This is a genomic window from Achromobacter sp. MUI-25009338 (assembly GCF_057359325.1).
On record NZ_CM170627.1, the window covers coordinates 3,856,839 to 3,882,710 of the forward strand.

Below are 25,872 nucleotides of genomic sequence, written 5' to 3' on the forward strand. Positions count from 1 at the left end.
AAATGTAGCAATGAGTGTATGTCACGATTAGTGTGTGTTCCAAATAGTTAACATTAATTGATAGTCTGAGAATGCAAGAGACACTCAGACAGCGATTTGGAACAAGGATTCGGAAACTCCGGCAAGCCAGCGGCTTTACGCAGGAAGCGTTCGCGGATCGTTGTGGCTATGCGCGCACCTACATGAGCCGGATAGAAACGGGTGGCGCCAACGTTTCCCTAGATGCCATTGACGTGCTGGCCCACGCGCTCAAGGTACCGGTGGCGGTTCTGTTCGAGGGCCTATAGGGGCTGCTGTAGCAAGGGTACCCCCTTGGCGCGGTGGTGGAAGGGTAGACCCCCAGCGCTGTGGCAGAAGGGTACCCCTCCGGCGGGACCCGCTGTGCAACAAGGGTACCCCTCTGGCGCGCGGGTGTGCGCTCTGGCCAGGAAAAAATTTAAAAAGACGAGGCCCTTTATCTTTAACGGTAATGGCCTCTGCGTACCAGTACCGGGGGGTATACACGCTCTGCTGGCGCCGCGCTCGCTCGCGCGTGGCTGGCGCGCCCCCGCGCTGTGTCCGCCGTCGTGTGCGCTGCCGCGCGCGGTGCGCCGCTGTCCTTGCGTCGCGCTGCTGTCGCTGGCGCGATCAACAAACAACATGCCTCCCAGCACAGGCCGACCAGCACAGGCCGACCAGCGCAGGCCGACCAGCGCGGGGCAGACCAGCGCGGGGCAGACCAGCGCGGGGGCGAAAGCAAAATGTACAGATGTCGGATTCGTGCAACTGTGCGCACCATGTACGCACCACAAACAACAAGGGGCTACGCCCAACTGGCGTAACCCCTTGATTTCATTGGTAGGCCCCCCGAGAGTCGAACTCGGCACCAACGGATTATGAGTCCGCTGCTCTAACCAGGCATGAGCTAGAGGCCCAGATAACTTATTACTGCCCTTCCAGGAAGCTCTTCAGCTTGTCGGCCCGGCTGGGGTGACGCAGTTTGCGCAGCGCCTTCGCCTCTATTTGGCGGATGCGTTCGCGCGTGACGTCGAATTGCTTGCCCACTTCTTCCAGGGTCTGGTCGGTGCTCATTTCGATGCCGAAACGCATGCGCAGGACCTTGGCTTCACGCGGGGTGAGAGAGTCTAGCACTTCCTTGACCACATCGCGCATCGAACCGTGCAAAGCCGCATCCGAAGGCGCCAGCGTGGAGGTGTCTTCGATGAAATCGCCCAGGTGCGAGTCGTCGTCGTCGCCGATGGGCGTTTCCATGGAGATCGGCTCCTTGGCGATCTTCAGGATCTTGCGGATCTTGTCCTCGGGCATGTCCATCTTCTGCGCCAGGGTCGCGGGATCCGGCTCGGCGCCGGTTTCCTGCAGGATCTGGCGGCTGATCCGGTTCATCTTGTTGATCGTTTCGATCATGTGGACCGGGATGCGGATGGTGCGCGCCTGGTCGGCGATGGAGCGCGTGATGGCCTGGCGGATCCACCAGGTCGCGTAGGTCGAGAACTTGTAGCCGCGGCGGTACTCGAACTTGTCCACGGCCTTCATCAGGCCGATGTTGCCTTCCTGGATCAGGTCCAGGAACTGCAGGCCGCGGTTCGTGTACTTCTTGGCGATGGAGATCACCAGGCGCAGGTTGGCCTCGGTCATTTCGCGCTTGGCCTTGCGGGCCTTGGCTTCGCCGGTGGCCATGCGCTTGTTGACGTCCTTCAGGTCCTTCAGCGGCAGCACGACGCGCGTCTGCAGGTCGATGAGCTTCTGCTGCAGTTCCTGCACGGCCGGAATCTGGCGCTCCAGCGTTTCGGCGTACGGATGGCCGGCGGCCACTTCGTCGACGACCCACTGCAGGTTGGTTTCGTTGCCGGGGAAGACCTTGATGAAGTGCGTGCGCGGCATGCCGGCACGGTCCACACACGTGTGCAGGACCGCGCGCTCGAGCTGGCGCACTTCCTCGACTTGCTGGCGCAGCGTGTCGGCGAGCTTCTCGACCATCTTGGCGGTGAAGCGGATGCCCATCAGTTCGTTCTGGATGGACTCCTGGGCGCGCACGTAGACGTCGGACTTGTAGCCGTCCTTTTCGTAGGACTGGCGCATTTTCTCGAACTGCCTGGCGACCTCGTCGAACTTGGCCAGCGCCTTGACGCGCAGGTCTTCCAGCTGCTTGCTGGACATGCCGCCGGCCGGACCGTCGTCGCTTTCGTCTTCGTCGGCGGTGACGCCGGCGCCGGCGTATTCCTCGCCGTCTTCCGGATCGACCAGGCCGTCGACCACTTCGTCGATCTGGGCCTGGCCTTCGCGCACGCGCAGGATGTGGGCCAGGATCTCGTTGATCGTGGTCGGGCAGGCCGAGATGGCCATGACCATGTGCTTCAGGCCGTCTTCGATGCGCTTGGCGATTTCGATTTCGCCTTCGCGGGTCAGCAGTTCCACCGAGCCCATTTCACGCATGTACATGCGGACCGGGTCCGTGGTGCGGCCGAAATCGGAGTCCACCGTGGTCAGCGCGGCTTCGGCTTCGTCTTCGACGTCATCGTCGTTGGACGCGACCGGCGCGTTCTCGCTCATCAGCAGGGTTTCGGCGTCGGGGGCCTGGTCGTAGACCGCGATGCCCATGTCGCTGAAGGTGCTGATGATGCCGTCGATCGCCTCGGCGTCGACCAGGTCGTCGGGCAGGTGGTCGTTGATTTCGCCGTAGGTCAGGTAGCCGCGGTCCTTGCCCAGCTTGATGAGCTGCTTGAGGCGGTTGCGGCGGGCTTCGTACTCTTCGGGGCTGACGGGGCCGCGGGCGATCAGGTCCTTGGGATCGGCCTTGCCGCGCTTGCCGCCGCGCTTGGGCGGCTTCAGGTCGGGCAGGACTTCGCCTTCGCCGTCCATCGGATCGTCGAAACCGTCGGAATCGTTGTTGGCGTTCTTGGCCGGGCGGCCCGGGCGGCGGCCGCTGGGCGCCGGACGCGCGCTGCTCACCAGGTCGGCCAGCTTGTCTTCGGCCTTCTTGGCGCGGGCCTTGGTCACCTTCTCGGGCTTGTCGGCGCCGGCAGCAGTCTTGGCCGCCTTCTTGGCGGCCGTCTTGGCAGCGGGTTTGGCGACCTTCACCGCCGTCTTGGCGGGCGCTTTTTCCGCCGCCATGCTTACCGTACGCTTGGCCGTCTTGGCCTCGGTGTCGGCCGCATTCATTGCAGAGGAGGATTTGCCGGTGGTTTTGGTCATAGTCGCTTCCGTGGTCGTCGCAACCCGATTGGGCATGTTGCACCGCATTAGCCGTCCTGGACGGCTGTCCAGCGCGGCGGCACTACGGGTAAATCTGGTGAATCGGCCGAGAACCCTGCGGCTGCGTTGTTCGCAGCGCCAGCTCTTGCGAGCCCGCCTTGCGCCGTGCGGTGCAATACCGTCGGGGCGCTCTGGCGTGCCTGGCCTCATTCATCGGCGGGTTCCGGGCGCCGGGGGGACTGTCTGCCTATAAATAGGCGTTGCTTGCTTATCGGGCCCTTGCCCCAAGCAGCTGAGTAGACACAGCACCCAAACCACTAACGCTACGCGGAACTCACCGCCGCTGAACTGCCTGATCCACCGCTATATTAATTAACTATGTAACGAATTTGACGCACGTGCCCGTCTTTTCATGCCGGCCCTGCGTCAAACCCCTACACTGATTAGATTCCGGCAAGCGCAATAGATTCCGTCTGCCGAATCATGAAACATTCTCTGGGTCACATTTCCTGTGTCACGTTCCCTGTGTCACGTTCCCTGTGTCACAACCTCTTTTCCGCCATCAGCCCTCGGCTGCGTTCCCGGCGGCGGAAAACCCTTGATTTTAGCGCATTTAGCGTAGGCCGGCACCCTTCAGTACGGTCATGCGGCTGGAAAGTTCCAGATAGCGCTTGCGCGCCTCTTCCGTCCCCAGACCGGCGGCCGCCAGCTTGGCCATTTCGGCCCGGGCGGAGTCGAACTCGATGCGGCGCAGCGCGTCGTCCCATTCGGTCTGCGGGTCCGGCAAGTCTTCCTGGGAAAGGATGTCCGCCCGCAGGCCCTTGAGCACCGTGGCCAGGTCCGAATCGGGCTCCGCGGCCTCCAGCAGCGCGCCGACGTGGCGGGCGCCGCTGGATTGCGCCAGCATGATCAGGTCTCTTACAAGACCTAGATGGGGGCCGTGGTCGATGACTTCAAGCTGCTGGTCGCCCATGGAGTCCACCAGTTCGGGGTGGGCCAGCAGCAGGCTCAGCAGGCGCTTGGCCAGCGAAGGCATGGTGCGGCGTCCCTCGAAGCCGCCGACGTCATCGTCGCGCCGGCCCTTCCAGCCCTTGCCGCCCTTCCAGTCGCTCTTGCCTTTCCAATCGCCCTTGCCTTTCCAGTCGCGCTTGCCCTGCCACTGCTGCCGGCCGCCCGGCGCGCCGCCGGCGGCGGATTCTCCGTCCGGAGACGGAAAATGGCCGTAGTCCGCATAATCGGACTCTTCGGCAGGAATGTCGTGGAAATCGTGGCCGCCGAAGTCGTAGCCCGGGTCCGGCGGCCCGCCGTCCTGGCCCTGCCCCTGGCCGGCCGGCTGCGCACCTTCGGCCGCCCGGGGGCCGGGCGCGAAAGGCTTGGCCGGCTGCTGCGCCAGCACTTGCGCCATTTCCTCCGGCGTGAGCTGCACCAGCTTGGCCATCTCGCGCTCGATCTGCACGCGCAGCGCGCATTCCGGGATGGCGGCCAGCAGAGGCTTGGCTTCGTGCAGGCAGCTTGCCCGCCCTTCGGCCTCGTCCATGTTGTGGCGCGAGGCGAGTTCGTCGAGCAGGAAGCGCGACAGCGCGACCGCGTCTCCCAGGCAGGCGCGGAAGGCTTCGGCGCCCAGTTCGCGCACGTACGAATCGGGGTCGTGCTCGGACGGCAGGAACAGGAAACGGATCGCGATGTCGTCGCGCAGCACCGGCAGGCAGGCCTGCAGCGCACGCCAGGCGGCGCGCCGCCCGGCGCCGTCGCCGTCGAAACTGAAGATCACCTTGTCGCTGGCGCGCAGCAGCTTCTTGACGTGGTCCGGCGTGGTGGCCGTGCCCAGCGTGGCCACGGCGTTGGCGATGCCCTGCTGCGCCAGGCCGACGACGTCCATGTAGCCCTCGACCACGATCACCTGCCCTTCCTGGCGGATGGCCTGGCGCGCCTCCCACAGCCCGTAGAGCTCCAGGCCCTTCGAGAACAGCGGGGTTTCCGGCGAGTTCAGGTACTTGGGCTCGCCCTTGCCGATGATGCGGCCGCCGAAGCCGATCAGGCTGCCGCGCGCGTTGCGGATCGGGAACATGATGCGTTCCCGGAACCGGTCGTAGCGGCGGCCGTCCTCGGACTCGATGACCAGGCCCGATTCCACCAGAACCGGATCTTCGTAGCTGGGAAACACATGCGACAGACCGTGGCGGTCCGTGCCGGACCAGCCCAGGCCGAAATGCGCCGCGATTTCGCCGGTCAGGCCGCGCTGCTTCAGGTAGCGGATCGCCGCGGGCGAGGCCCGCAACTGCTTGAGGTAATGCGCCTGGGCGGCGTCGAGCACCTGCGTGTGGCGGGATTCCTCGGCCTTGCGGCGCGCGGATTCCTGCTGCTGGCGGGGGCTGCGGTTTTCTTCGGGAACCGTCATTCCCACCGAGCCGGCGAGCGTGCGCACGGCCTCGGGGAAACTGGCGCCCGTGTGCTCCATCAGGAAGGTGATGGCGCTGCCGTGCGCGCCGCAACCGAAGCAGTGATAGAACTGCTTGGTGGGGCTGACGGTGAACGACGGGCTTTTTTCGTTATGAAAGGGGCACAGGCCAAGCAAGTTGGCCCCACCCTTTCTCAACTGCACGTATCGCCCGACTATGTCGACGACGTCGACTCGGGCGAGCAAATCCTGGATGAATGACTCTGGAATCAATAGATTCGGGAATCAAAAAATCAATACAGGCGCGGGGGCAGTTGTTGGCTACGGATGCGCTTGTAGTGGCGCTTCACGGCGGCGGCGTGCTTGCGCTTGCGCTCGGCCGTGGGCTTCTCATAGAACTCGCGCGAACGCAGCTCGGTGAGCAAACCGGTCTTTTCGATGGTGCGCTTGAAGCGACGCAGAGCGGCTTCAAACGGTTCGTTTTCCTTCAGTCGAACGATAGGCATAAAGTAATTGGCCTGCTTGTAGGGTAACAAAAGTTGATGACAAACCTGGCTTGCTTACCAGCAAACCCGCAGCATATCCGCAGTAAATTCGCAGTGAATCCTGCTACCAGGAGTATTTCTGCTGGCTGTTTCCGCTGGCTGTTTCCGTTACCCAAAGACTACCCAAAGAGTAACAAGCCAAGTTCGGTTTAGCGATAACCAGCGATTCTAGCATGGTCATGCCTGGTTTGACTACAGGCAGCGGCGATCCGAAGCCTGACGCCCCACCCGGCATGGCTGTGCGCTCAACTTTGCGAACCCTTGCGGATCCAGGCTTCGAGCTGGTGCGGACGCAGGCTGTCGTAATCTTCGAAGGGCTGGTGGATCCAGGGATTGGTCGGGAGCTTGTCGACGTAGTAGTCGGGCGTGGCCAGGGAATGCCCCTTCCACCACAGCACGGCGCTGCGCAATTCGGTGATGTCGGGGAACTGGGCCTTGAGGTGATCGTAGACCTTGGTGAAGGTCTTGCCGGTATCGACCATGTCGTCCACCAGCAACACTCGCCCGGACAGGGTGCCGCGCGTGATGGTGATGAACTGGGCGATATCCATGTCGCCCTGCTTGGTGCCGGCGGCTTCGCGGTAGCTGCTGGTGGCCAGGATGCCCAGCGGTACGTCGAAAATACGGGACATAACATCGCCGACGCGCACTCCGCCGCGCGCCAGGCAAAGAATCTTGTCGAACTCCCAACCCGATTGATGCACCTGCAAGGACAGGCGTTCGATCAGCCGGTTGTAGTGGTCCCACGTCACCCACAGATGGCTGTCATCATTGGTCGGCGTGTTCATAGGCAAGCATCTCCTGCTTAATAAATACGAAAAGGCCGCCGCCGGTGTGAGACCGGCGGCGGCCTTGCGAATAATAACCCGAAATAACGCGCTGTCAGCCCTTGAGCGGATGACGCAGCACAATGGTTTCGTTGCGGTCGGGACCGGTGGACACCAGGTCGATGGGCACGCCGCAGACTTCGGCCACGCGCTCCAGGTAGCGGCGGGCCGCCTGGGGCAGCTTGTCGTACTCGGTGATGCCGACGGTGGATTCGCTCCAGCCGGGCAGCTCTTCCAGCACGGGCTGGGCCTGGGCGACCGCGTGCGCGCCATAGGGCAGCACGTCGCGGAATTCGCCGTTGACGCGGTAGCCGACGCCCAGCTGGATGGTCTCGAGACCGTCGAGCACGTCCAGCTTGGTGATGCACAGGCCGGAAATGCCGTTCAGGCGTACCGAGCGCTTGAGCGCGGCGCCGTCGAACCAGCCGCAGCGGCGCGGACGGCCCGTGACCGAACCGAATTCCTTGCCGATGGTGGCCAGGCGCGTGCCGATCTCGTCGACCAGTTCCGTGGGGAACGGGCCCGAACCGACGCGCGTCGTGTAGGCCTTGGTGATGCCCAGGACGTAGTCGAGCTGCTGCGGGCCGACGCCGGCGCCGGCCGAGGCCGCGCCCGCGATGCAGTTGCTGCTGGTGACGAACGGATAGGTGCCGTGGTCGACGTCCAGCAGCGCGCCCTGCGCGCCTTCGAACAGCAGGCGCTGGCCGGCCTGCTGCATGGCGTACAGGTTGCTGGAGACGTCCTTGACCATCGGGGCGATGGCCGGCGCCAGCGCCATGGCCTGGTCGCGCACTTCGTTGGCGGAAACCGCCTCGGCGCCCAGGTACTTGGTCAGCACGAAGTTGTGGTAATCCAGCACTTCGGCGAGCTTCTCGTCGAACAGCTCGGGGTTGAACAGGTCCTGCACGCGGATGGCGCGGCGGGCGACCTTGTCTTCGTAGGCGGGGCCGATGCCGCGGCCGGTCGTGCCGATCTTGCCCTCGCCCTTGCGCGCTTCGCGCGCCTTGTCGATGGCGACGTGGTACGGCAGGATCAGCGGGCAGATTTCGGAAATCTGCAGGCGCGAACGGACGTCCAGGCCGGCGGCTTCAAGCTCTTCGATTTCCTTGAGCAGGGCTTCGGGCGACAGCACGACGCCGTTGCCGATGAAGCAGGTGACGCCGGGGTGCATGATGCCCGACGGGATCAGGCGCAGAATCGTCTTCTTGCCGTTGATCCACAGCGTATGGCCGGCATTGTGACCGCCTTGGAAGCGGACCACGCCCTGGACGGATTCCGCCAGCCAGTCGACGATTTTGCCCTTGCCCTCGTCACCCCACTGGGTGCCGATTACGACTACGTTCTTGCTCATGTTACGAATCAATATCGAGTTTCTCGGGAAATCCGGAAATCTCCCCGCGGCCCTCCCGTTGCCGGGAGGGAGTTAGTCACAGCGTTCTGACCGTCCAGGCGCCATCCTGCAGCGCCAGCTCGCGATCGCAAACGAATTCGTCCTGATCCTGCTCGTGACCGGGCAATACCTGAACGACGATTTCCCCCGACCGGCGCAGGCGGCGCACCGCCTCGGTCAGGGCGGGGGCTTGCCCCCAGGGCGCGCGTACCGCACGCGCCCGTTCCGCCGGCGCCAAACCCGCCGCCAGCTTGCGTAAATCGAGGCTGAAGCCCGTGGCCGGACGCGCGCGGCCGAAGGCGCGGCTCACGTCGTCGTAGCGGCCGCCGCTGACCAGCGCGTCGCGCCAGCCTTCGGCATAGAGCGCGAACTTCACGCCGGAATGGTAGCCATAGCCGCCCACGTCGGCCAGGTCGACGCCGAACGCGACGTCGGGCATGGCGTCCACCACGACCTGCAGCGCATCCAGCGCGGCGGCCACGCCGGGCAGCAAGGGCAGTTCGCGACGGGCCTGCTTCAGCACTTCGGGGCCGCCATACAGATTGGGCAGCAGCTTCAGGGCCTGCAGCGTCTCGTGGCGCAGGCCCGGCGCGCGCGCCGACAGCTCGACCAGGCCGGGCACGTCTTTTTCGCGCATCAGCAGGATGACTTCCTGCGACAGCGCGGCCAGGGCCGGGTCTGATTCGAGGATGGCGCGCAGCACGCCGGGATGGCAGAGGTCCAGCCGGGGATTGCGCACGCCGGCGATCGCGACGGTTTCCAGCACCAGCTGGATGATTTCGAGGTCCGCCTCGAAACCGGCATGGCCGTAGATTTCGGCGCCGATCTGCAGCAGCTCGCGGCTGGCCAGCAGGTCGGCCGGACGGGCATGCAGCACGTTGCCGCAGTAGCACAGGCGGGTGACGCCGGCGCGGTTGAGCAAGTGCGCGTCGATGCGCGTGACCTGCGGGGTCATGTCGGCGCGCACGCCCAGGGTGCGGCCGGACAGCTGATCGACCAGCTTGCAGGTGCGCAGGTCCAGATCGCTGCCGGTGCCCGACAGCAATGAATCGATGTATTCGACCAGGGGCGGCGCGACCAGCTCGAAACCGTACGTGCGGTACAGATCGAGAAGTTCGCGGCGCAGTTCCTCGATGCGCCGGGCCTCGGCCGGAAGGACATCGGCGAGGCTCTCGGGCAGCAGCCAGTTACCCATGAATGTTTACCTGAATAACGCCAAGTGATGCGTGGGCGTCGCCCAAACGAAAAGCGGCTGAGGGGCGTAAGCCCGCTCAGCCGCTGCGGAATGTTTTCTAGCTTACGCGGTATTGTACATGGTTCGGCGGCCAGCGCCAGCCGGAACTTCCCGGGCGCGGATCGGCCGCGTAAGGCTGTCCCCATTATGCCGGCAGCCCCGCAAACGAAAAGCCCCTTGGGAATCCAAGGGGCTTTGGCGATGGCGCTAGCGGTTTCGCATCACTTGGCCGGCACGGTGACCGGAGCCAGGGCGGCGCCCGACGGGTCCTTCATGAACTGGAAGAAGCTGGAGCTGGGGTCGACCACCAGCACGTCGCCCGGCTTCGAGAACGAAGCGCGGTAGGCTTCCAGGCTCTTGTAGTACGTGTAGAACTGCGGGTTCTTGCCGTAGGCCTGCGCGTAGATCGACGCCGCGGCGGCATCGCCCTCGCCCATGATGCCCTGGGCCTTGGCGTAGGCCTGGGCCACGATCACTTCGCGCTGGCGGTCGGCTTCGGCGCGGATCTTCTCGCCTTCGGCGGCGCCGATGGAACGCAGCTCGTTGGCCACGCGGGTACGCTCGGCCTCCATGCGGCGATACACCGATTCCGAGATCTCGGGCGCGAACTCGATGCGGCGCAGGCGCACGTCGACGATCTGCACGCCCAGCGGTTCGGCGCGCTTGGCCACGTTGGTCAGGATCTCGGCCATGATCTTGTCGCGCTCGGTCGAGACCACGTCGCGCACCGTGCGCACGTTGACCGAGGCGTTGAGCGCGTCGCGGATCAGCGCCTGCAGGCGCTCCTGGGCCACGCGTTCGTTGCCGCCCGTCGAGACGTAGTACTGGCGGGGATCGAGGATGCGCCACTTGACGTAGGAATCGATCAGCAGGTTCTTCTTTTCGGAAGTCTGGATGCGTTCGGCTTCGTTGGTTTCGATGGTCAGAATGCGCTTGTCGAGGGTCACGACATTCTGGAACGGCGGCGGGGCCTTGAAGTACAGGCCGGGTTCGTTGATGGTCTTGCGCACTTCACCCAGCGAGAACACCAGGGCGTAGTCGCGCTCGCGCACGACGAAGACGCAGGAAGAAAGGGCGGCCAGCACGATGAGCAGGCCGACCAGGACAGGCATGAGACGTTGCATGATCAGGACTCCTCCGGGTTAGCGCGACGTACGGTCGCGGGGCAGCGCGTTGCTGGTGCTGCTGCCGGAAGACGGGGCCTGCGGCACGGCGCTGCCGCGCAGCGGCGGCTGGGCCGGCTGGCTGGACAAGCCCGACGAACCGGCGCTGCCGGCGGCGGACTTGCTGGCGTCCTGGGCCGCCAGATGCATGATCTTGTCCAAGGGCAGGTACAGCATGTTGTTGTTGCTCTTGGTGTCGACCATGACCTTGCTGGCGCGGGTGAAGATCTCCTGCATGCTGTCGAGGTACATGCGCTGGCGCATGACCGCCGGGGCCTTTTCGTATTCGCCGAGGATGCTGGTGAAGCGCGAGGTATTACCCTGGGCGTCGCCGACGACCTTGGCCTTGTAGCCCTCGGCCTGCTCCAGCATGCGCGAGGCCTGGCCGCTGGCCAGCGGCACGACCTGGTTGGCGTAGGCCTGGCCTTCGTTGATCTGGCGCTCGCGGTCCTGGCCCGCCTTGACGGCGTCGTCGAACGCGGCCTGCACCTGCTCGGGCGGCTGCACGTTCTGGATGGCGACGGTGCTGACCTGCACGCCGGTCTGGTAGCGGTCGAGGATCTGCTGCATCAGCGCCTGCACCTGCGAAGCGACCGTGGTGCGGCCCTCGTACAGCACGAAGTCCATGGTCTGCTTGCCCACGACTTCGCGCATGGCCGTTTCCGAGGCCTGGCGCACCGATTCGTCGGGGTCGCGGGTCATGAAGAGGTAGTCGGGCGCGCCGTCGGCGCGCAGGCGGTACTGGACGACGAACTGCATGTCGACGATGTTCTCGTCCGTCGTGAGCATCAGCGCTTCGGGCAGGACCTTGTTGCGCGCGCCGCCGCGGAAACCGACTTCGAAGGTGCGCAGCTGCGAGACGTTGACCATCTCGTGGCTCTGGATGGGATACGGCAGGCGCCACTGGAAGCCGGCTTGCGACGTGCTCTTGTATTTGCCGAACTGGGTCACGACCGCGACCTGGCCTTCCTGCACGATGTAGAAGCCGCTGGCCAGCCAGATGCCGGCCGCCACCAGGGCGACCACGCCCAGGCCGATGCGCGCGCCGCGCGGCGAAGGCGGCGTCATGCCGCCCCGGTTGCCCGGACGGTTGTTGCCGCCGCCGCCCTTGCGCCCGAACAGCGATCCGATGCGATTATTGAAATCGCGCCAGACCTCGTCGAGATCGGGAGGGCCGTCTCCATTGCCTTGCGGCCGCTTGGGCGGCGGCTCGGAGCCGTTGTTGTTCCCACGACCCCAGCCGGGGTCATTCAGATTGAAGAGTTTGATAATTCGCGGCATTGTTTCCCACAATCTGTCCGATCTCCGCAATTGCCCCGCGCAACGCGTCCAGACCGGCGCGCTCGGTGGCGCTTACAAATACTCGCGCAATCGTACCATGTGCATCGCGCTCCACCCTGGGTTCCAGTCCTGCCCGGTCGATCTTGTTGTATACGAGAATGGTGGGAATGGCCGCGGCGCCGATTTCCGCCAGGACCTTGTTGACCTCGAAGATCTGCTCGTCGCGCTGCGGACTGGCGGCGTCGACCACGTGCAGCAGCAGGTCGGCATGCACGGTTTCCTCCAGGGTGGCGCGGAAGGCCGCGATCAGGCCGTGCGGCAGGTCGCGGATGAAGCCGACCGTGTCCGACACCACGACCGAGCCCGCCCCTTCTATCCAGATCCGGCGCGTGGTGGTGTCCAGCGTGGCGAAGAGCTGGTCGGCCGCGTAGCTGTCGGCGCGGGTCAGCGCATTGAAGAGCGTGGACTTGCCGGCGTTGGTATAGCCGACCAGCGACACCGACAGCGCGCCGCCGCGGGCGCGCGCGCGGCGCTGGGTCACGCGCTGGCGCTCGACCTTGTCCAGCCGCTCGCGCAGCACCTTGACCTTGGCGCCGATCATGCGCCGGTCCATTTCGAGCTGCGATTCGCCCGGGCCGCGCATGCCGATGCCGCCGCGCTGGCGCTCCAGGTGGGACCACATGCGGGTCAGGCGCGTGGCCAGATGCTGGAGCTGGGCCAGTTCGACCTGCAGCTTGCCTTCGTGGCTCTTGGCGCGCAGCGCGAAGATGTCCAGGATCAGCGCGACGCGGTCCACCACCCGCAGGTTGAAGGCGCGCTCCAGGTTGCGCTGCTGGGCCGGCGACAGGGGCTGGTCGAACAGGACGATATCGGCCAGCAACGCCTTGGCCATGGCGACGCCCTCATCGGCCTTGCCCGAACCGATGAAGTACTTGGCGTCGGGCCGGTCGCGACGCGCGGTCAGGGTGCCGACGATTTCCGCGCCGGCGCCCTTGGCCAGCATGGCGAATTCCTCGGCATGGGCGGTGAAGTCCGGATCTCCCAGATCCACGCTGATGATCAAAGCGCGCATACATGCAACCTATTGGAGCCAAAGCGAAAATGCCCGCCGACGTCGACCGTCCGGCGGGCAAAAAAAGGTACAGCTGGAGCGAGATTACTCAGCAGGGACTTCCACCTGAAAGTTGACGGCGCGCGCGGGGACGACCGTGGAGATGGCGTGCTTGTAGACCATTTGCGTGACCGTATTGCGCAGCAGCACAACGTACTGGTCGAAGGATTCGATTTGCCCTTGAAGCTTGATGCCGTTCACCAGGTAGATCGACACGGGCACATGGTCCTTGCGCAGCGTGTTCAGGAACGGATCTTGCAGAGTTTGCCCTTTATTGCTCATTGGCCAGGCTCCATTTGTTTGTTATTGAATGATGGCGTACTTCTGTACTGGTGGGGTACGCCGAAACGCATACTCTACAGGGTTTTCCCGGCCCGTGCTACTTGGCCGGCATGCAAAAAGTGACACCAGAGTTTTCCGGCTGGAAGGCCCTGGGCGCCGCCTCTTCAACCCCGCAGAATCTCGGCCAACGCGCCCAGCAGCAGCCCGCATTCGGCCTCGGTGCCCACGCTGATGCGCAGGAACTGGTCGATGCGCGGCTGGCGGAAATGGCGCACGATGATGCTGCGTTCGCGCAGCGCGGCGGCCAGGCCGGCGGCGTCCCGCGACGGGTGCCGGGCGAACACGAAATTCGCCGACGACGGCAGCACCTCGAAGCCCAGCGCCTGCAGGCCGGCGGTCATGCGCGACCGCGATTCGATCACGGCCTGCCGGGTGCGTTCAAAGTACTCCGTATCCTCCAGCGCCGCCACCGCGCCGGCCGAGGCCAGGCGGTCGATCGGATAGGAGTTGAAACTGTTTTTTACCCGCTCCAATCCTTCGATGAGCGCGGCGCCGCCCACCGCGAAGCCGACCCGCAGGCCGGCCAGCGAACGCGACTTGGACAGGGTCTGCACCACCAGCAGGTTGTCGTAGCGCGAGGTCAGCGCAATGACGGATTCGCCGCCGAAATCCACATAGGCCTCGTCCACCACCACCACGGCGTCGGGATTGCCGGCCACGATGCGCTCGACCTCGGCGGCCGTCAGCGCGCGGCCGGTGGGCGCGTTGGGGTTGGGGAAGATGATGGCGCCCGCCGGGCCGCTGCGCGCCGGCAGGTAGTCCTCGACGTCGATGCGGAAGTCGGCGGTCAGCGGCACCGTTTCGTACTGGATGCCATACAGGCCGCAGTAGACTGGATAGAAGCTGTAGGTGATGTCGGGAAAGCGCAGCGGACGGTCATGCTTGAGCAGCGCCAGGAAAACGTGCGCCAGCACTTCGTCGGAACCGTTGCCCACGAACACCTGGCCGGGCTGCACGCCGACGGTCGCGGCGATGGCCTGGCGCAGCCGGTCCGACGAGGGGTCCGGATACAGCTTGAGCGCATCGTCGCAGGCCGCGCGGATCGCATCGAGCACCTTGGGCGACGGGCCGTAGGGGTGCTCGTTGGTATTGAGCTTGACCAGGTTCTGAAGCTTGGGCTGCTCGCCCGGGACATACGGACTGAGCGTCCCGACCACGGGACTCCAGAAACGGCTCATGGATCAGCTTTCCTGCGTGTAGGGGTTGTGCGAGGACTTGAATTCGATGCGCAGCGGCGTGCCCGCCAGGTCGAACGCGTTGCGGAAACGCGCTTCGAGGTAGCGACGGTAGGAATCCGGCACGGCGTCCAGCGCGTTGCCGTGGATGACGACCAGCGGCGGGTTCTGCCCGCCCTGGTGCGCATAGCGCATCTTGGGACGGAAAATGCCCTTGCGGGGCGGCGGCTGCTGCTCGACGGCGGCCTGCAGTTCGCGCGTGAGCTTGGGCGTGGACAGCTTGGCGAAGGCCGCGGCGTGGGCCGCGTTGATGGACTTCAGCAGCGGCTTGACGCCCTGCCCGCGCAGCGCCGAAATGGTGTGCATGCGCGCGAACGACAGGAAGCGCAGCTTGCGCTGGAATTCGCGCTCGATGCGCTCCTTGGCCTCGCCGTCCAGGCCGTCCCATTTGTTGATCGCCACCACCACGGCGCGCCCGGTCTCCAGCACGAAGCCGGCGATGTGCGCGTCCTGCTCGGAGATCTCGGTCTGGGCGTCGAGCATCAGCAGCACGACGTTGCTGGCCTCGATGGCCTGCAGCGTCTTGATGACGGAGAACTTCTCGACCGCCTCGAACACCTTGCCGCGCTTGCGCAGGCCCGCGGTGTCGATCAGCGTGTAGCGGCGGCCGTCGCGCTCGAAGTCGATCTCGATGGCGTCGCGGGTGGTGCCGGGCATGTCGAACGCGATCACGCGCTCTTCGCCCATCAGGGTGTTGATGAGCGTGGACTTGCCCACGTTGGGGCGGCCCACGATGGCCAGCTTGATGCGGTGGTCGTGCTCGCCCTCTTCCTGCGCGGGTTCCTCGGCGGGCGGGCCGGCCAGGTCGGCCAGGGCCAGCTCGATCAGGTCGACGATGCCGTCGCCGTGCGCCGCCGAGATCGGATAGGGCTGGCCCAGCCCGAGCTCGTGGAATTCGGAGACGGCGGCGCCGGCGCCCATGCCTTCGGCCTTGTTGACCGCCAGCAGCACGCGCTGCTGGCCGGATTTGCGCAGCAGCTGCGCGATCTCGTGGTCATGGGCGTTGATGCCGGCGCGGGCGTCGACCAGGAACACCACCACGTCGGCTTCGGCGATGGCCTGGCGCGTCTGGCGGGCCATCTCGAGCAGAATGCCGTCCTTGGCGACGGGTTCGAAGCCGCCCGTATCGATGACGATGAAGGGGGTATCGCCCACCCTGCCCTCGCCATAGTGGCGATCGCGGGTGAGGCCGGAATAATCGGCCACCAGCGCGGCGCGCGATCGCGTCAGGCGGTTGAAGAGGGTCGACTTGCCCACATTGGGGCGGCCGACCAGGGCGACGACAGGCTTGAAGGACACGGTGTAAGGCTTTTCTATAGGATTAGTTGGCGCCGATCAGGACGAGGTTGCCATTGCCCGTCTGGACCAGCACGCCTTGGGAGGTGGTTTGCGGCGGCGATACGATCGCGCCGCCGCCCACGGACAGGCGGGCCATCAGGCTGCCGTCGCTGCGCGACAGGAAATGCACGTAGCCGTCCAGGTCGCCGACGGCGAGCGCGCCGCCCAGCAGGGCCGGGGCGGTGAGCTGGCGGTTCTTCAGGGCGGCCTGCTTCCAGACGTTGCCGCCGTTGTCCAGCGCGAAGGCGTTGACCACGCTGTTCTGGTCCGGCACGTAGGCGAAGCGGTCGTCCAGCGTGAGGCCGCTGACGCTGGAGAAGTCCTTGGCCCACATGGGACGGCCGCCGGCGGTCACGTCGAAGCAGACGACGCGGCCCTGGTAGGCCACGCCGCAAAGCAGGTTGCCGGCGATGCGCGGCGCGCCGACCACGTCGGTCAGGCGTTCGAGGTCGCTGGCGCCGCGCGGCGTGGCGACGGTGCCTTCCCATTGCACGTTGCCGCTGTTGGAGGCGATGGCCATCAGCTTGCCGCCGGGCAGGCCGGTGATGACCAGGCCTTCGGCCAGGACCATCTGCGACACGCTGCGCAGGGCCAGCGCCGGGCCGGGACGCTGCACGTTCCAGACGCGCTCGCCGCTGTTGGCGTCGAAGGCCTGGATGCGGTAGTCGCCGCTGCGCACCACGACGATGCCGTAACCCACCACCGGCGGGATGCTGACGTCGCTGGTGGCGCGGACCTTCCATTTGACCTTGCCGGTGTCGTCGAAGGCGATCACGTCGCCGTCGGGCGAGGCCACCGCGGTGGTGGTGCCGTCGCTGCCGGCGCCGGCCGACAGCTTGCCGTCGACGCTGGCCTTCCAGATGACCCGGCCGCTTTGCAGATCGAACTTGCCGACCGAGCCGTCCGGCGTGGCGGCGTAGATGGCGTCGCCCAGCACCGTGGGCGCGAAGCCCAGGCCGGAGCCGCTGCCGATCGAGGCGGACCAGACCTGGCGCACGGACATGCCGGCCTTGTATTCGGTCAGGGGCGCGGGATCGTAGCGGCCGTCGTCATGGGAAAACATGCCGCAGCCGCCCAGGGCGAGCAGGCTTGCCAGCAAAACGGCGCCGCGCCACTTGCGGCCGGGTGCAAATTTACGCATTACAGTCACGCTCCGCTCAGGGCATCGAGTTTGAGTTGCACGACCTGGGTCAGGGGATTGCCCGCGCCCAGCCCGTCGATGGCGCTCTGCCACGCCGCGCGGGCCTCGTCGCGCTTGCCCTGCGCAGCGAGAATATCGCCGCGGCGGTCGGCGTACAAGGCGGCGAAGGCCGGCGGCGGATTATTGAGCTGCGCCAGCGCGCCATCGTACTGTTTCTGGTCCAGCATCATGCCGGCCAGGCGCAGGCGCGCCACGGCCTGCATGGACGGGTTCTTGCCCTGGGCGGCCAGCCATTCGAGCTGCTGGCGCGCGCCGGCGTCGTCCTTCAGGGCCTGCAGGGCCTGGGCCGCCACCAGCGCGCCGCGCGCGGCGTAGCCGGTGGCCGGATAGTCTTCGCGCAGGGTCGCGGCGGCCGTCTTGATGCGCACCGCCGAGTCGGCGCCGCCCAGCCGGGCCGCGTCTTCGAGCGCTTCGAAGTAGCCCATGGCCTGGTTGGCGCGGTGCGCCTGGTAGGCCTTCCAGCCCCACCAGCCGCCCCAGGCCAGCGCCACCGCCACGGCCAGCGAGACGACCAGCGTGCCGTAGCGGGCCCACCAGGCCTTGATCGCGTCGAGTTTTTCCTGTTCTTCCAGATCGTATGCCATGCATTAACCCTTGATGTTCAATACGTCGGCCAGTTGCGCCAACGGGACCCGCTGCTGCGCGTTCTCGCCCTGCTCTTCGGCGCGCAGGAACTTGACGCTGGCGGCCTGGGCGGCCACTTCGTCGGCGCCAAGAATAACCGCAACCCGGGCGCCGCTGGCGTCGGCGCGTTTGAATTGGGACTTAAAGTTGCCGGGACCGGCGTGCACCACGACCGACAGGCCGGCGTCGCGCAGGTCTTCGCCGACGCGGGCGGCCAGGCGCTGGGCGTCTTCGCCCTGGTGCACGATGTAGACCTCGCATTCGGCCGGCGCGGGCATCTGCACGCTCTGCTCCCACAGGTCCAGCAGGCGCTCCATGCCGATGGCGAAGCCCACGGCCGGCGCGGGCTTGCCGCCCAGCAGTTCGATCAGGCCGTCGTAGCGGCCGCCGCCGCAGACCGTGCCCTGCGCGCCCAGCCTGTCGGTGACCCACTCGAACACGGTGAGGTTGTAGTAGTCCAGGCCGCGCACCAGGCGCGGATTGAGGCGGTATTCGATGCCGGCGTCGGCCAGCAGGCGGCACACGCCGTCGAAGTGGGCGCGCGATTCCTCGCCCAGGAAGTCGAACAGGCGCGGCGCGCTGTCGGCCATTGCCTGCATGGCGGGGTTCTTGGTGTCCAGCACGCGCAGCGGGTTGCTGTACATGCGGCGCTGGCCGTCTTCGTCGAGGATGTCGCGGTGCTTTTCCAGGTGCTCGATCAGCGCGGCGCGGTGGGCGGCGCGCTCGGCCGGCTGGCCCAGCGAGTTCAGCTCCAGGCGCACGTCGGTCAGGCCGAGCAGCTTCCACAGGCGGGCCAGCATGACGATGAGTTCGGCGTCCACGTCCGGGCCGGCGTAGCCCAGCGCCTCGACGTCGATCTGGTGGAACTGGCGGTAGCGGCCGCGCTGCGGGCGCTCGTGGCGGAACACGGGGCCGATGCTGTAGACGCGCTGCGGACGGTCGTAGAGCAGGTTGTGCTCGATCGAGGCGCGCACGATGCCGGCCGTCATTTCGGGGCGCATGGTCAGCGATTCGCCGTTGAGCGCATCGTTGAAGGTGTACATCTCTTTTTCGACGATGTCGGTCACTTCGCCGATGCCGCGCGCGAACAGGCGCGTATGCTCAAGCACGGGCGTACGCACGTTGCGGTAGCCGTAGCTGCGCAGCCAGCCGCGCACGATTTCCTCGAATTGCTCCCAGCGGGCGCTCGCCCCCGGCAGCAGGTCGTTCATGCCGCGTATGGCGGCGACTTTCTGGAAAGCTTGAGTCATCTTCATCATGCCGCAACGCGCGCCCGAAAGCGCGCCGGCGGCTACACCCTTACTTTAGTGAGAGGCGGACGCGCCGTAGCGGCGCGCGACGTAGTCTTCAACGATGGCCTGGAACTCTTCGGCAATATGGTCGCCCTTGAGCGTGACCGTGCGTTCGCCGTCGACGAACACCGGCGCGGCCGGCACTTCGCCGGTGCCCGGCAGGCTGATGCCGATGTCGGCATGGCGGCTTTCACCCGGCCCGTTGACCACACAGCCCATCACCGCGACGTTCATGCTTTCGACGCCGGGGTACCGGGCGCGCCAGACCGGCATCTGGCGGCGCAGATAGCCCTGGATGCTGTCGGCCAGTTCCTGGAAGAAGGTGCTGCTGGTGCGCCCGCAGCCGGGGCACGCCACGACCATGGGCGTGAAGGCGCGCAGGCCCATGGTCTGCAGGATTTCCTGGGCCACGATGGCTTCGCGGCTGCGGTCGCCGCCGGGTTCCGGCGTGAGCGAAATGCGGATGGTGTCGCCGATGCCCTGCTGCAGCAGCACGGCCAGCGCGGCGGTCGAGGCCACGATGCCCTTGCTGCCCATGCCGGCCTCGGTCAGGCCCAGGTGCAGCGGATAGTCGCAGCGGGCCGACAGGTCGCGGTAGACGGCGATCAGGTCCTGCACGTGGCTGACCTTGCAGGACAGGACGATGGCGTCGCGGCGCAGGCCGAGCTCTTCGGCGCGCTGCGCGTTGCTGATGGCCGAGACCACCAGCGCGTCGCGCATCACCGCCTGGGCTTCCCAGGGCTGCGCGCGGCGGCTGTTTTCGTCCATCTTGCGCGCCATCAGTTCGTGGTCGAGGCTGCCCCAGTTCACGCCGATGCGCACCGGCTTGTCGTGGCGGCAGGCCACTTCGATCATCTGCGCGAAGTTGTCGTCGCGGCGCTTGCCCCCGCCCATGTTGCCCGGGTTGATCCGGTACTTGGACAGGGCCTGCGCGCATTCGGGAAACTGCGTCAGCAGCTTGTGGCCGTTGTAGTGGAAGTCGCCCACCAGCGGCACGTCCACGCCCATGCGGTCGAGCTGCTCGCGGATGGCGGCGACTTCGCGCGCGGCCTCGGGCGTGTTCACCGTGATCCGCACGAGCTCGGAGCCGGCCTGGGCCAGCTCCTTGATCTGGATCGCCGTGGCGATGGCGTCGGCCGTGTCGGTGTTGGTCATGGACTGCACCACGACCGGGGCGTCGCCGCCCACCCTGACGACGCGATCGCCCCACTTCACCGCCACCGAACGCGTGGCGCGGCGCGCTGCGGCCCCCACGGAGGGAGGCGGCGCATCCTGGCAAGGCAGAGAAGAATCTTGCATCGATGGAACCGGGTTACTTGATCGGTTTGGGCAACCAGCCGGCCGGCAGCCAGTCCTGCGGCAGCCAGCCTTGCCAGAACGCGTACGCCACGCCGGCGGCCAGCACCAGCACGATGGCGAACAGCCAGCCCCATGAGGTCGAGGACGAACGGTCGTCGTCGCCGCCGGACTGCGGGATGGCGTGCGCCGTATGCAGGGAGCCGGGGCTGAGCTTCACCGGGCCGGTGACGCGGGCCTTGGGGTCCAGCGAATCGACGATGGCCTGCGAATCCGCGCCCAGCAGGCGCGCGTAGTTGCGCACCAGGCCGCGCAGCGAAACGCCGGTGGGCAGCATCGCCCACTCTTCGTTTTCGAGGGCCTCGATCTGCTTGGGGGAAAACTTGATGCGGCTGGACACTTCATCGAGCGACCAGCCCTTGGACTGGCGCAACGCGCGCAAAGCCGAGCCCACGCCGCCGGCGGCGTCGGCGGCCGTCGCTGGAACTGCAGAAGCGATATCCTGCGTCATGCATGCACCTGTTTTATTGGTATGGTCTGGCGCTGTGCGGCGTTGCGCTCGGTGATCCGGGTGCGGTCGCGCACTTCTCCGGCCAGCTGGCCGCAAGCCGCGTCGATGTCGTCGCCGCGGGTCTTGCGCACGGTGGTGATGATGCCTGCGTCCATCAGGCGCTGGGCGAACACCTTCACGCGCGCCGAGTTCGAGCGCTTCAGGCCGGACTCGGGGAAAGGATTGAAGGGAATCAGATTGAGCTTGCAGCGCAGCTGGCGCGCAATCTGGATCAGTTCCCTGGCGTGCTGGTCGGTATCGTTGATGCCGTCCAGCATGCAGTATTCAAACGTGATGAAGTCGCGCGGGGCGTACGCCAGGTAGCGTTCGCAAGCGGCCAGCAGCTCCTTCAGGGGGTACTTCTTGTTCAGCGGCACCAGTTCGTCGCGCAGCGCGTCGTTGGGCGCGTGCAGCGATACCGCCAGGGCCACGGGGCAGTCCTGCGACAGCCGGTCCATCATGGGGACCACGCCGGAGGTCGAGACCGTGACGCGGCGGCGCGACAGCCCGTAGGCGTTGTCGTCGAGCATCAGGCGCAGGGCCGGCACGACCTGATCGTAGTTGAGCAGGGGTTCGCCCATGCCCATCATGACCACGTTGCTGATGACGCGCGTGTCTTCGGTGGCGCGGGCGCTTTCCAGGCGGGCGGTGCCGATGTCGGCTTCCAGCACGCGCTTGGCCCACCACAGCTGGCCGATGATCTCGCTGGTCTTGAGGTTGCGGTTGAAGCCCTGGTGGCCGGTCGAGCAGAAACGGCAATTCACCACGCATCCGGCCTGGCTGGAAATGCACAGCGTGCCGCGGTCGTCCTCGGGGATGAAGACGGTTTCGATGGCGTTGCCCTGCCCCACGTCGAACAGCCACTTGCGGGTGCCGTCGGACGAGCGCTGCTCGGTATTGACGGGCAAGGCCTCGATGCGGCAGTGCGTGGCGAGCTGGCCCCGGAACTCGCGGGCCAGGTCGGTCATGGCGTCGAACGAATCGGCGCCGCGCTGGTGCATCCAGCGCTGCAGCTGGCGGGCGCGAAACGGCTTGCCGCCCCACTGCCCGACGAGTTCGGACAGGGCGGAGCCGTCCAGCCCCAGCAGATTGATTCGTTCGGCGGATTCCATGACCTGGGTAAAACTCAAAAGCTAGAACGGCGCAGCCGAAATCAACGGCTGTGGATGTTCATTTCGGGGAAGAAGAAGGCGACTTCGACAGCGGCCGTTTCCGGCGCGTCCGAGCCGTGCACGGCGTTGGCGTCGATGCTGTCGGCGAAGTCGGCGCGGATGGTGCCGGGAGCAGCCTTCTTGGGGTCCGTGGCGCCCATCAGGTCGCGGTTCTTCTGGATGGCGTCTTCGCCTTCGAGCACTTGCACGAAGACCGGGCCCGAGACCATGAAGTCGACCAGGTCCTTGAAGAAGGGGCGCTCTTTGTGCACGGCGTAGAAACGCTCGGCGTCGGCGCGCGACAGCTGGGCCAGGCGGGCGGCGATGACCTTCAGGCCGGCTTGCTCGAAGCGGCTGACGATCTGGCCGATGACGTTCTTGGCGACGGCGTCGGGCTTGATGATCGAGAGAGTGCGTTGAATGGACATAAAGAACTCCGAATGCTGATTTCTGACTGGTTTCTAATCAATTGCCTGCGCGGCGCTGCGAAGCACATCGCGCTGCTGGCGCACAGGCAGGGATTCGACACTGCCGACCTGTCGGACCGGCCCCGGATTGGCATCGGGGGCTCCGGATAGGCGGTTTTCAATCGCGCGTTTCCGAAGGAATCCTCAATGAATTCAGGGACTTCTAAAAGGTTTACAGTAACCCGGTATTCTAACACGCTGATAAGACCGCATTACATCTTAAAATGAGCGGTTTGCTGCCCGCCCCTCAGGCCGGGCGACCCTGTCTGCCGGAACCCTGTAATGACTCAAGCTGCTCCCCCGAACGCCGCGACGCCCGCGAACGCCGTCCCGGAACAAACCCAGGAACTCGCCAAGAGCTTCGAACCCGCCGAACTGGAATCCCGCTGGTACGCCGAGTGGGAACGCCGCGGCTATTTCCAGGCGGGCCAGCACGTAAAAACCGGGACGGAAAGCCAGCCCTACGTCATCCAGTTCCCGCCGCCGAACGTGACGGGCACGCTGCACATGGGCCATGCGTTCAACCAGACCATCATGGATGGCCTGATCCGCTACCACCGCATGCTGGGCAACGACACCGTTTTCATCCCCGGCACCGACCACGCCGGCATCGCCACGCAGATCGTGGTTGAAAGACAGCTCGACGCCCAAAAGGTTTCGCGCCACGACCTGGGTCGCGAGAAATTCGTGGAAAAGGTCTGGGAATGGAAGGAACAGTCCGGCAACGCCATCACCGGGCAGGTCCGCCGCCTGGGCGCCTCGGCCGACTGGCCGCGCGAGTACTTCACCATGGACGAGCGCATGTCGCGCGGCGTGGTCGAGACCTTCGTGCGCCTGCACAAACAGGGACTGATCTACCGCGGCAAGCGCCTGGTCAACTGGGACCCCAAGCTGCTGACCGCCGTGTCCGACCTGGAAGTCCAGTCCGAAGAGACCGACGGCCACATGTGGCACATCCTCTACCCCTTCGTCGACGGCCCGCAGACCATCGTCGACAAGGACGGCCAGAGCGTCACGCTGCGCGGCCTGACCATCGCCACCACGCGCCCGGAAACCATGCTGGCCGACGGCGCGCTGTGCGTGCACCCCGACGACCCGCGCTACAAGCACCTGGTCGGCAAGGAAGTCGAACTGCCGCTGTGCGACCGCAACATCCCCATCATCGCCGACGACTTCGTCGACCCTGAATTCGGCACGGGCTGCGTCAAGATCACCGGCGCGCACGACTTCAACGACTACGCCTGCGCGATGCGGCACAACCTGCCGCTGATCGTGATCTTCACGCTGGACGCCCACATCAACGAAAACGGACCCAAGCAGTTCCAGGGCCTGGAGCGCTACGAGGCGCGCAAGGCCGTGGTGGCGCAGCTGGAGGCCGAAAACTATCTGGTCAAGGTCGAGCCGCACAAGATGATGCAGCCCAAGGGCGACCGCACCGGCGTGGTGCTGGAGCCCATGCTGACCGACCAGTGGTTCGTGGCCATGAGCAAGCCGGCGCCCGAAGGCACGCTGAACCCCGGCAAGAGCATTACCGAGGTCGCGCTGGAAGTCGTGGCCGACGGCCGCATCCAGTTCTACCCGGACAACTGGACCACCATCTACAACCAGTGGCTCAACAACATCCAGGACTGGTGCATCTCGCGCCAGCTCTGGTGGGGCCACCAGATCCCGGCCTGGTACTCGGAAGACGGCCAGGTGTTCGTGGCGCACGACGAGGCCGAAGCCACCGCGCAGGCCCGCGCCGCCGGCGTGACCGGCGAGCTCACGCGCGACCCGGACGTGCTCGACACCTGGTTCTCGTCCGGCCTGGTGCCCTTCACCACCCTGGGCTGGCCGGAAAACACCCCGGACCTGCAGCGCTACCTGCCCTCCAGCGTGCTGGTCACGGGCTTCGACATCATCTTCTTCTGGGTCGCGCGCATGGTCATGCTGACCACGCACCTGACCGGCCAGATCCCGTTCAAGCACGTCTACGTTCACGGCCTGATCCGCGACGCCGACGGCCAGAAGATGAGCAAGTCCAAGGGCAACACCCTGGACCCGGTCGACCTGATCGACGGCATCGACCTCGACGGCCTGGTGGCCAAGCGCACCTTCGGGCTGATGAATCCCAAGCAGGCCGGCGCCATCGAGAAAGCCACGCGCCGCCAGTACCCGGACGGCATCCCCGCCTTCGGCACCGACGCGCTGCGCTTCACCATGGCCGCCTACGCCACGCTGGGCCGCAACATCAACTTCGACCTGAAGCGCTGCGAGGGCTACCGCAACTTCTGCAACAAGCTCTGGAACGCCACGCGCTTCGTGCTCATGAACACCGAAGGCCACGACCTGACGGGCGCCGACGCCGGCGAACTGTCCTTCGTGGACCGCTGGATCGTCAGCCAGCTGCAGACGCTGGAAGCCGACGTGGCGCGCGGCTTCGCCGACTACCGCTTCGACAACGTCGCCAACGCGCTCTACCGCTACGTGTGGGACGAATACTGCGACTGGTACCTGGAACTGGCCAAGGTGCAGATCCAGACCGGCACCCCGGCCCAGCAGCTGGGCACGCGCCGCACCCTGATCCGCGTGCTGGAAGGCGTGCTGCGCCTGGCCCACCCCATCATTCCCTTCATCACCGAAGAGCTGTGGCAGAAGGTGTCGGTGGCGGCCGGCAAGCGTAAGCCCGGCGAAGCCGCCAGCGTCAGCGTGCAGCCCTACCCGCAGGCCAATCCCGACGCCGTCGATACCGCGGCCGAGGCCGACGTGGCCGAGCTGAAGGCCCAGGTCGAGGCGGTGCGCGCGCTGCGCGGCGAGATGAACCTGTCGCCGGCCCAGAAGGTGCCGCTGTGCGCCCAGGGCGACGCCCCGACGCTCAAGCGCAACGCCCCCTACCTGGCGGCGCTGGCCAAGCTGAGCGAAGTCGAGGTCCTGGACGCCCTGCCCGACGCCGGCGCGCCGGTGCAGGTCGTGGGCACCAGCCGCCTGATGCTGCACGTCGAGATCGACGTGGCCGCCGAGCGCGTGCGCCTGGACAAGGAGATCGCGCGCCTGGAAGGCGAAATGGCCAAGGCCAACGGCAAGCTGTCGAACGCCAGCTTCGTCGAACGCGCCCCGGCGGCCGTGGTCGAACAGGAAAAGTCGCGCCTGGCGCAGTTCGGCGAAACCCTGCAGAAGGTGCGCGAACAGCGCGCCAAGCTGGGCGACTGACAGTAATTCCGCGATAAAAAAATTGCCGGCGAAAGCCGGCATTTTT

Annotated in this window: 21 protein-coding genes and 1 tRNA gene; 2 read left to right on the top strand and 20 right to left on the bottom strand. The window is 66.0% G+C overall.

Features of this window, described 5'->3' with window-relative positions; all coding sequences use genetic code 11:
• The first annotated feature begins 71 nt into the window (after window positions 1-71).
• Entirely contained in the window at window positions 72-287 is a 216-nt protein-coding gene (locus tag AC1IQ6_RS18355; protein ID WP_485865136.1) for a helix-turn-helix domain-containing protein, read from the top strand.
• A gap of 548 nt (window positions 288-835) precedes the next feature.
• On the opposite strand, the gene AC1IQ6_RS18360 is transcribed toward AC1IQ6_RS18355, so the two are convergent.
• The 20 genes from AC1IQ6_RS18360 to ndk form a co-directional block, all read right to left on the bottom strand.
• A tRNA-Ile gene (locus AC1IQ6_RS18360) sits at window positions 836-914 on the bottom strand.
• A gap of 10 nt (window positions 915-924) precedes the next feature.
• On the bottom strand, window positions 925-3,192 hold the full coding sequence (gene rpoD / locus AC1IQ6_RS18365; protein WP_102771717.1) for an RNA polymerase sigma factor RpoD: 2,268 nt from the start codon (window positions 3,190-3,192) through the stop codon (window positions 925-927).
• A gap of 613 nt (window positions 3,193-3,805) precedes the next feature.
• On the bottom strand, window positions 3,806-5,863 hold the full coding sequence (dnaG, locus tag AC1IQ6_RS18370; protein ID WP_209164778.1) for a DNA primase: 2,058 nt from the start codon (window positions 5,861-5,863) through the stop codon (window positions 3,806-3,808).
• Window positions 5,864-5,883: 20 nt separating this feature from the next.
• Window positions 5,884-6,096 carry a 30S ribosomal protein S21 gene (gene rpsU, locus AC1IQ6_RS18375; RefSeq protein ID WP_006218592.1) on the bottom strand — a complete coding sequence of 71 codons (213 nt, stop codon included), beginning with the start codon at window positions 6,094-6,096 and terminating at the stop codon, window positions 5,884-5,886.
• A 284-nt stretch (window positions 6,097-6,380) separates the two neighbouring features.
• The gene (locus AC1IQ6_RS18380; protein ID WP_111827245.1) at window positions 6,381-6,923 is read right to left on the bottom strand and encodes a phosphoribosyltransferase; all 543 of its coding nucleotides are present in this window, start codon (window positions 6,921-6,923) and stop codon (window positions 6,381-6,383) included.
• A 94-nt stretch (window positions 6,924-7,017) separates the two neighbouring features.
• Window positions 7,018-8,313 (bottom strand): adenylosuccinate synthase, encoded by a 1,296-nt coding sequence (locus AC1IQ6_RS18385; protein WP_168202332.1) that lies wholly within the window; start codon window positions 8,311-8,313, stop codon window positions 7,018-7,020.
• Between the two features lie 76 nt (window positions 8,314-8,389).
• Window positions 8,390-9,547: an ATP phosphoribosyltransferase regulatory subunit gene (locus AC1IQ6_RS18390; protein WP_102771721.1), complete on the bottom strand. Its 1,158-nt coding sequence runs from the start codon at window positions 9,545-9,547 to the stop codon at window positions 8,390-8,392.
• A gap of 260 nt (window positions 9,548-9,807) precedes the next feature.
• Window positions 9,808-10,710, bottom strand: a complete 903-nt coding sequence (hflC, locus tag AC1IQ6_RS18395; RefSeq protein ID WP_102771724.1) for a protease modulator HflC — start codon at window positions 10,708-10,710, stop codon at window positions 9,808-9,810.
• A gap of 18 nt (window positions 10,711-10,728) precedes the next feature.
• Window positions 10,729-12,030, bottom strand: coding sequence for an FtsH protease activity modulator HflK (gene hflK, locus AC1IQ6_RS18400; protein WP_111827244.1), 1,302 nt, complete (start codon window positions 12,028-12,030; stop codon window positions 10,729-10,731).
• Window positions 11,996-13,102: a GTPase HflX gene (gene hflX / locus AC1IQ6_RS18405; protein ID WP_102771726.1), complete on the bottom strand. Its 1,107-nt coding sequence runs from the start codon at window positions 13,100-13,102 to the stop codon at window positions 11,996-11,998. The genes hflK and hflX overlap by 35 nt, the downstream gene beginning before the upstream one ends.
• Before the next feature lie 84 nt (window positions 13,103-13,186).
• Window positions 13,187-13,423, bottom strand: a complete 237-nt coding sequence (hfq, locus tag AC1IQ6_RS18410; protein ID WP_006218585.1) for an RNA chaperone Hfq — start codon at window positions 13,421-13,423, stop codon at window positions 13,187-13,189.
• A 164-nt stretch (window positions 13,424-13,587) separates the two neighbouring features.
• Window positions 13,588-14,661: a histidinol-phosphate transaminase gene (gene hisC / locus AC1IQ6_RS18415; RefSeq protein ID WP_111827243.1), complete on the bottom strand. Its 1,074-nt coding sequence runs from the start codon at window positions 14,659-14,661 to the stop codon at window positions 13,588-13,590.
• 3 nt (window positions 14,662-14,664) lie between these two features.
• Complete coding sequence (der, locus tag AC1IQ6_RS18420; protein ID WP_102771728.1) at window positions 14,665-16,017, bottom strand: ribosome biogenesis GTPase Der; 1,353 nt, start codon at window positions 16,015-16,017, stop codon at window positions 14,665-14,667.
• 22 nt (window positions 16,018-16,039) lie between these two features.
• Window positions 16,040-17,197: an outer membrane protein assembly factor BamB gene (gene bamB / locus AC1IQ6_RS18425; RefSeq protein ID WP_111827242.1), complete on the bottom strand. Its 1,158-nt coding sequence runs from the start codon at window positions 17,195-17,197 to the stop codon at window positions 16,040-16,042.
• Between the two features lie 5 nt (window positions 17,198-17,202).
• Window positions 17,203-17,841 (bottom strand): YfgM family protein, encoded by a 639-nt coding sequence (locus tag AC1IQ6_RS18430; protein ID WP_102771730.1) that lies wholly within the window; start codon window positions 17,839-17,841, stop codon window positions 17,203-17,205.
• Between the two features lie 3 nt (window positions 17,842-17,844).
• Window positions 17,845-19,131 carry a histidine--tRNA ligase gene (gene hisS / locus AC1IQ6_RS18435; protein ID WP_102771882.1) on the bottom strand — a complete coding sequence of 429 codons (1,287 nt, stop codon included), beginning with the start codon at window positions 19,129-19,131 and terminating at the stop codon, window positions 17,845-17,847.
• A 54-nt stretch (window positions 19,132-19,185) separates the two neighbouring features.
• Complete coding sequence (ispG, locus tag AC1IQ6_RS18440) at window positions 19,186-20,472, bottom strand: flavodoxin-dependent (E)-4-hydroxy-3-methylbut-2-enyl-diphosphate synthase (protein ID WP_102771731.1); 1,287 nt, start codon at window positions 20,470-20,472, stop codon at window positions 19,186-19,188.
• Between the two features lie 13 nt (window positions 20,473-20,485).
• Window positions 20,486-20,980, bottom strand: a complete 495-nt coding sequence (locus tag AC1IQ6_RS18445; RefSeq protein ID WP_102771732.1) for a helix-turn-helix domain-containing protein — start codon at window positions 20,978-20,980, stop codon at window positions 20,486-20,488.
• Complete coding sequence (gene rlmN / locus AC1IQ6_RS18450; protein ID WP_102771733.1) at window positions 20,977-22,131, bottom strand: dual-specificity RNA methyltransferase RlmN; 1,155 nt, start codon at window positions 22,129-22,131, stop codon at window positions 20,977-20,979. The genes AC1IQ6_RS18445 and rlmN overlap by 4 nt, the downstream gene beginning before the upstream one ends.
• Window positions 22,132-22,172: 41 nt before the next feature.
• Window positions 22,173-22,598, bottom strand: a complete 426-nt coding sequence (gene ndk / locus AC1IQ6_RS18455) for a nucleoside-diphosphate kinase (RefSeq protein WP_102771734.1) — start codon at window positions 22,596-22,598, stop codon at window positions 22,173-22,175.
• 321 nt (window positions 22,599-22,919) lie between these two features.
• Between ndk and AC1IQ6_RS18460 the strand changes: the two genes are divergently transcribed.
• On the top strand, window positions 22,920-25,826 hold the full coding sequence (locus AC1IQ6_RS18460) for a valine--tRNA ligase (RefSeq protein ID WP_111827240.1): 2,907 nt from the start codon (window positions 22,920-22,922) through the stop codon (window positions 25,824-25,826).
• The last annotated feature ends 46 nt before the right edge of the window (window positions 25,827-25,872 follow it).

Bases quoted from the DNA above. Each gene is read 5' to 3' on its own strand.
- AC1IQ6_RS18355 (WP_485865136.1), top strand. From the start codon at position 72: ATGCAAGAGACACTCAGACAGCGATTTGGAACAAGGATTCGGAAACTC.
- rpoD (WP_102771717.1), bottom strand. From the start codon at position 3,192: ATGACCAAAACCACCGGCAAATCCTCCTCTGCAATGAATGCGGCCGAC.
- rpsU (WP_006218592.1), bottom strand. From the start codon at position 6,096: ATGCCTATCGTTCGACTGAAGGAAAACGAACCGTTTGAAGCCGCTCTG.
- AC1IQ6_RS18380 (WP_111827245.1), bottom strand. From the start codon at position 6,923: ATGAACACGCCGACCAATGATGACAGCCATCTGTGGGTGACGTGGGAC.
- AC1IQ6_RS18385 (WP_168202332.1), bottom strand. From the start codon at position 8,313: ATGAGCAAGAACGTAGTCGTAATCGGCACCCAGTGGGGTGACGAGGGC.
- AC1IQ6_RS18390 (WP_102771721.1), bottom strand. From the start codon at position 9,547: ATGGGTAACTGGCTGCTGCCCGAGAGCCTCGCCGATGTCCTTCCGGCC.
- hflC (WP_102771724.1), bottom strand. From the start codon at position 10,710: ATGCAACGTCTCATGCCTGTCCTGGTCGGCCTGCTCATCGTGCTGGCC.
- hflK (WP_111827244.1), bottom strand. From the start codon at position 12,030: ATGCCGCGAATTATCAAACTCTTCAATCTGAATGACCCCGGCTGGGGT.
- hflX (WP_102771726.1), bottom strand. From the start codon at position 13,102: ATGCGCGCTTTGATCATCAGCGTGGATCTGGGAGATCCGGACTTCACC.
- hfq (WP_006218585.1), bottom strand. From the start codon at position 13,423: ATGAGCAATAAAGGGCAAACTCTGCAAGATCCGTTCCTGAACACGCTG.
- hisC (WP_111827243.1), bottom strand. From the start codon at position 14,661: ATGAGCCGTTTCTGGAGTCCCGTGGTCGGGACGCTCAGTCCGTATGTC.
- bamB (WP_111827242.1), bottom strand. From the start codon at position 17,197: ATGCGTAAATTTGCACCCGGCCGCAAGTGGCGCGGCGCCGTTTTGCTG.
- AC1IQ6_RS18430 (WP_102771730.1), bottom strand. From the start codon at position 17,841: ATGGCATACGATCTGGAAGAACAGGAAAAACTCGACGCGATCAAGGCC.
- hisS (WP_102771882.1), bottom strand. From the start codon at position 19,131: ATGACTCAAGCTTTCCAGAAAGTCGCCGCCATACGCGGCATGAACGAC.
- ispG (WP_102771731.1), bottom strand. From the start codon at position 20,472: ATGCAAGATTCTTCTCTGCCTTGCCAGGATGCGCCGCCTCCCTCCGTG.
- AC1IQ6_RS18445 (WP_102771732.1), bottom strand. From the start codon at position 20,980: ATGACGCAGGATATCGCTTCTGCAGTTCCAGCGACGGCCGCCGACGCC.
- rlmN (WP_102771733.1), bottom strand. From the start codon at position 22,131: ATGGAATCCGCCGAACGAATCAATCTGCTGGGGCTGGACGGCTCCGCC.
- ndk (WP_102771734.1), bottom strand. From the start codon at position 22,598: ATGTCCATTCAACGCACTCTCTCGATCATCAAGCCCGACGCCGTCGCC.
- AC1IQ6_RS18460 (WP_111827240.1), top strand. From the start codon at position 22,920: ATGACTCAAGCTGCTCCCCCGAACGCCGCGACGCCCGCGAACGCCGTC.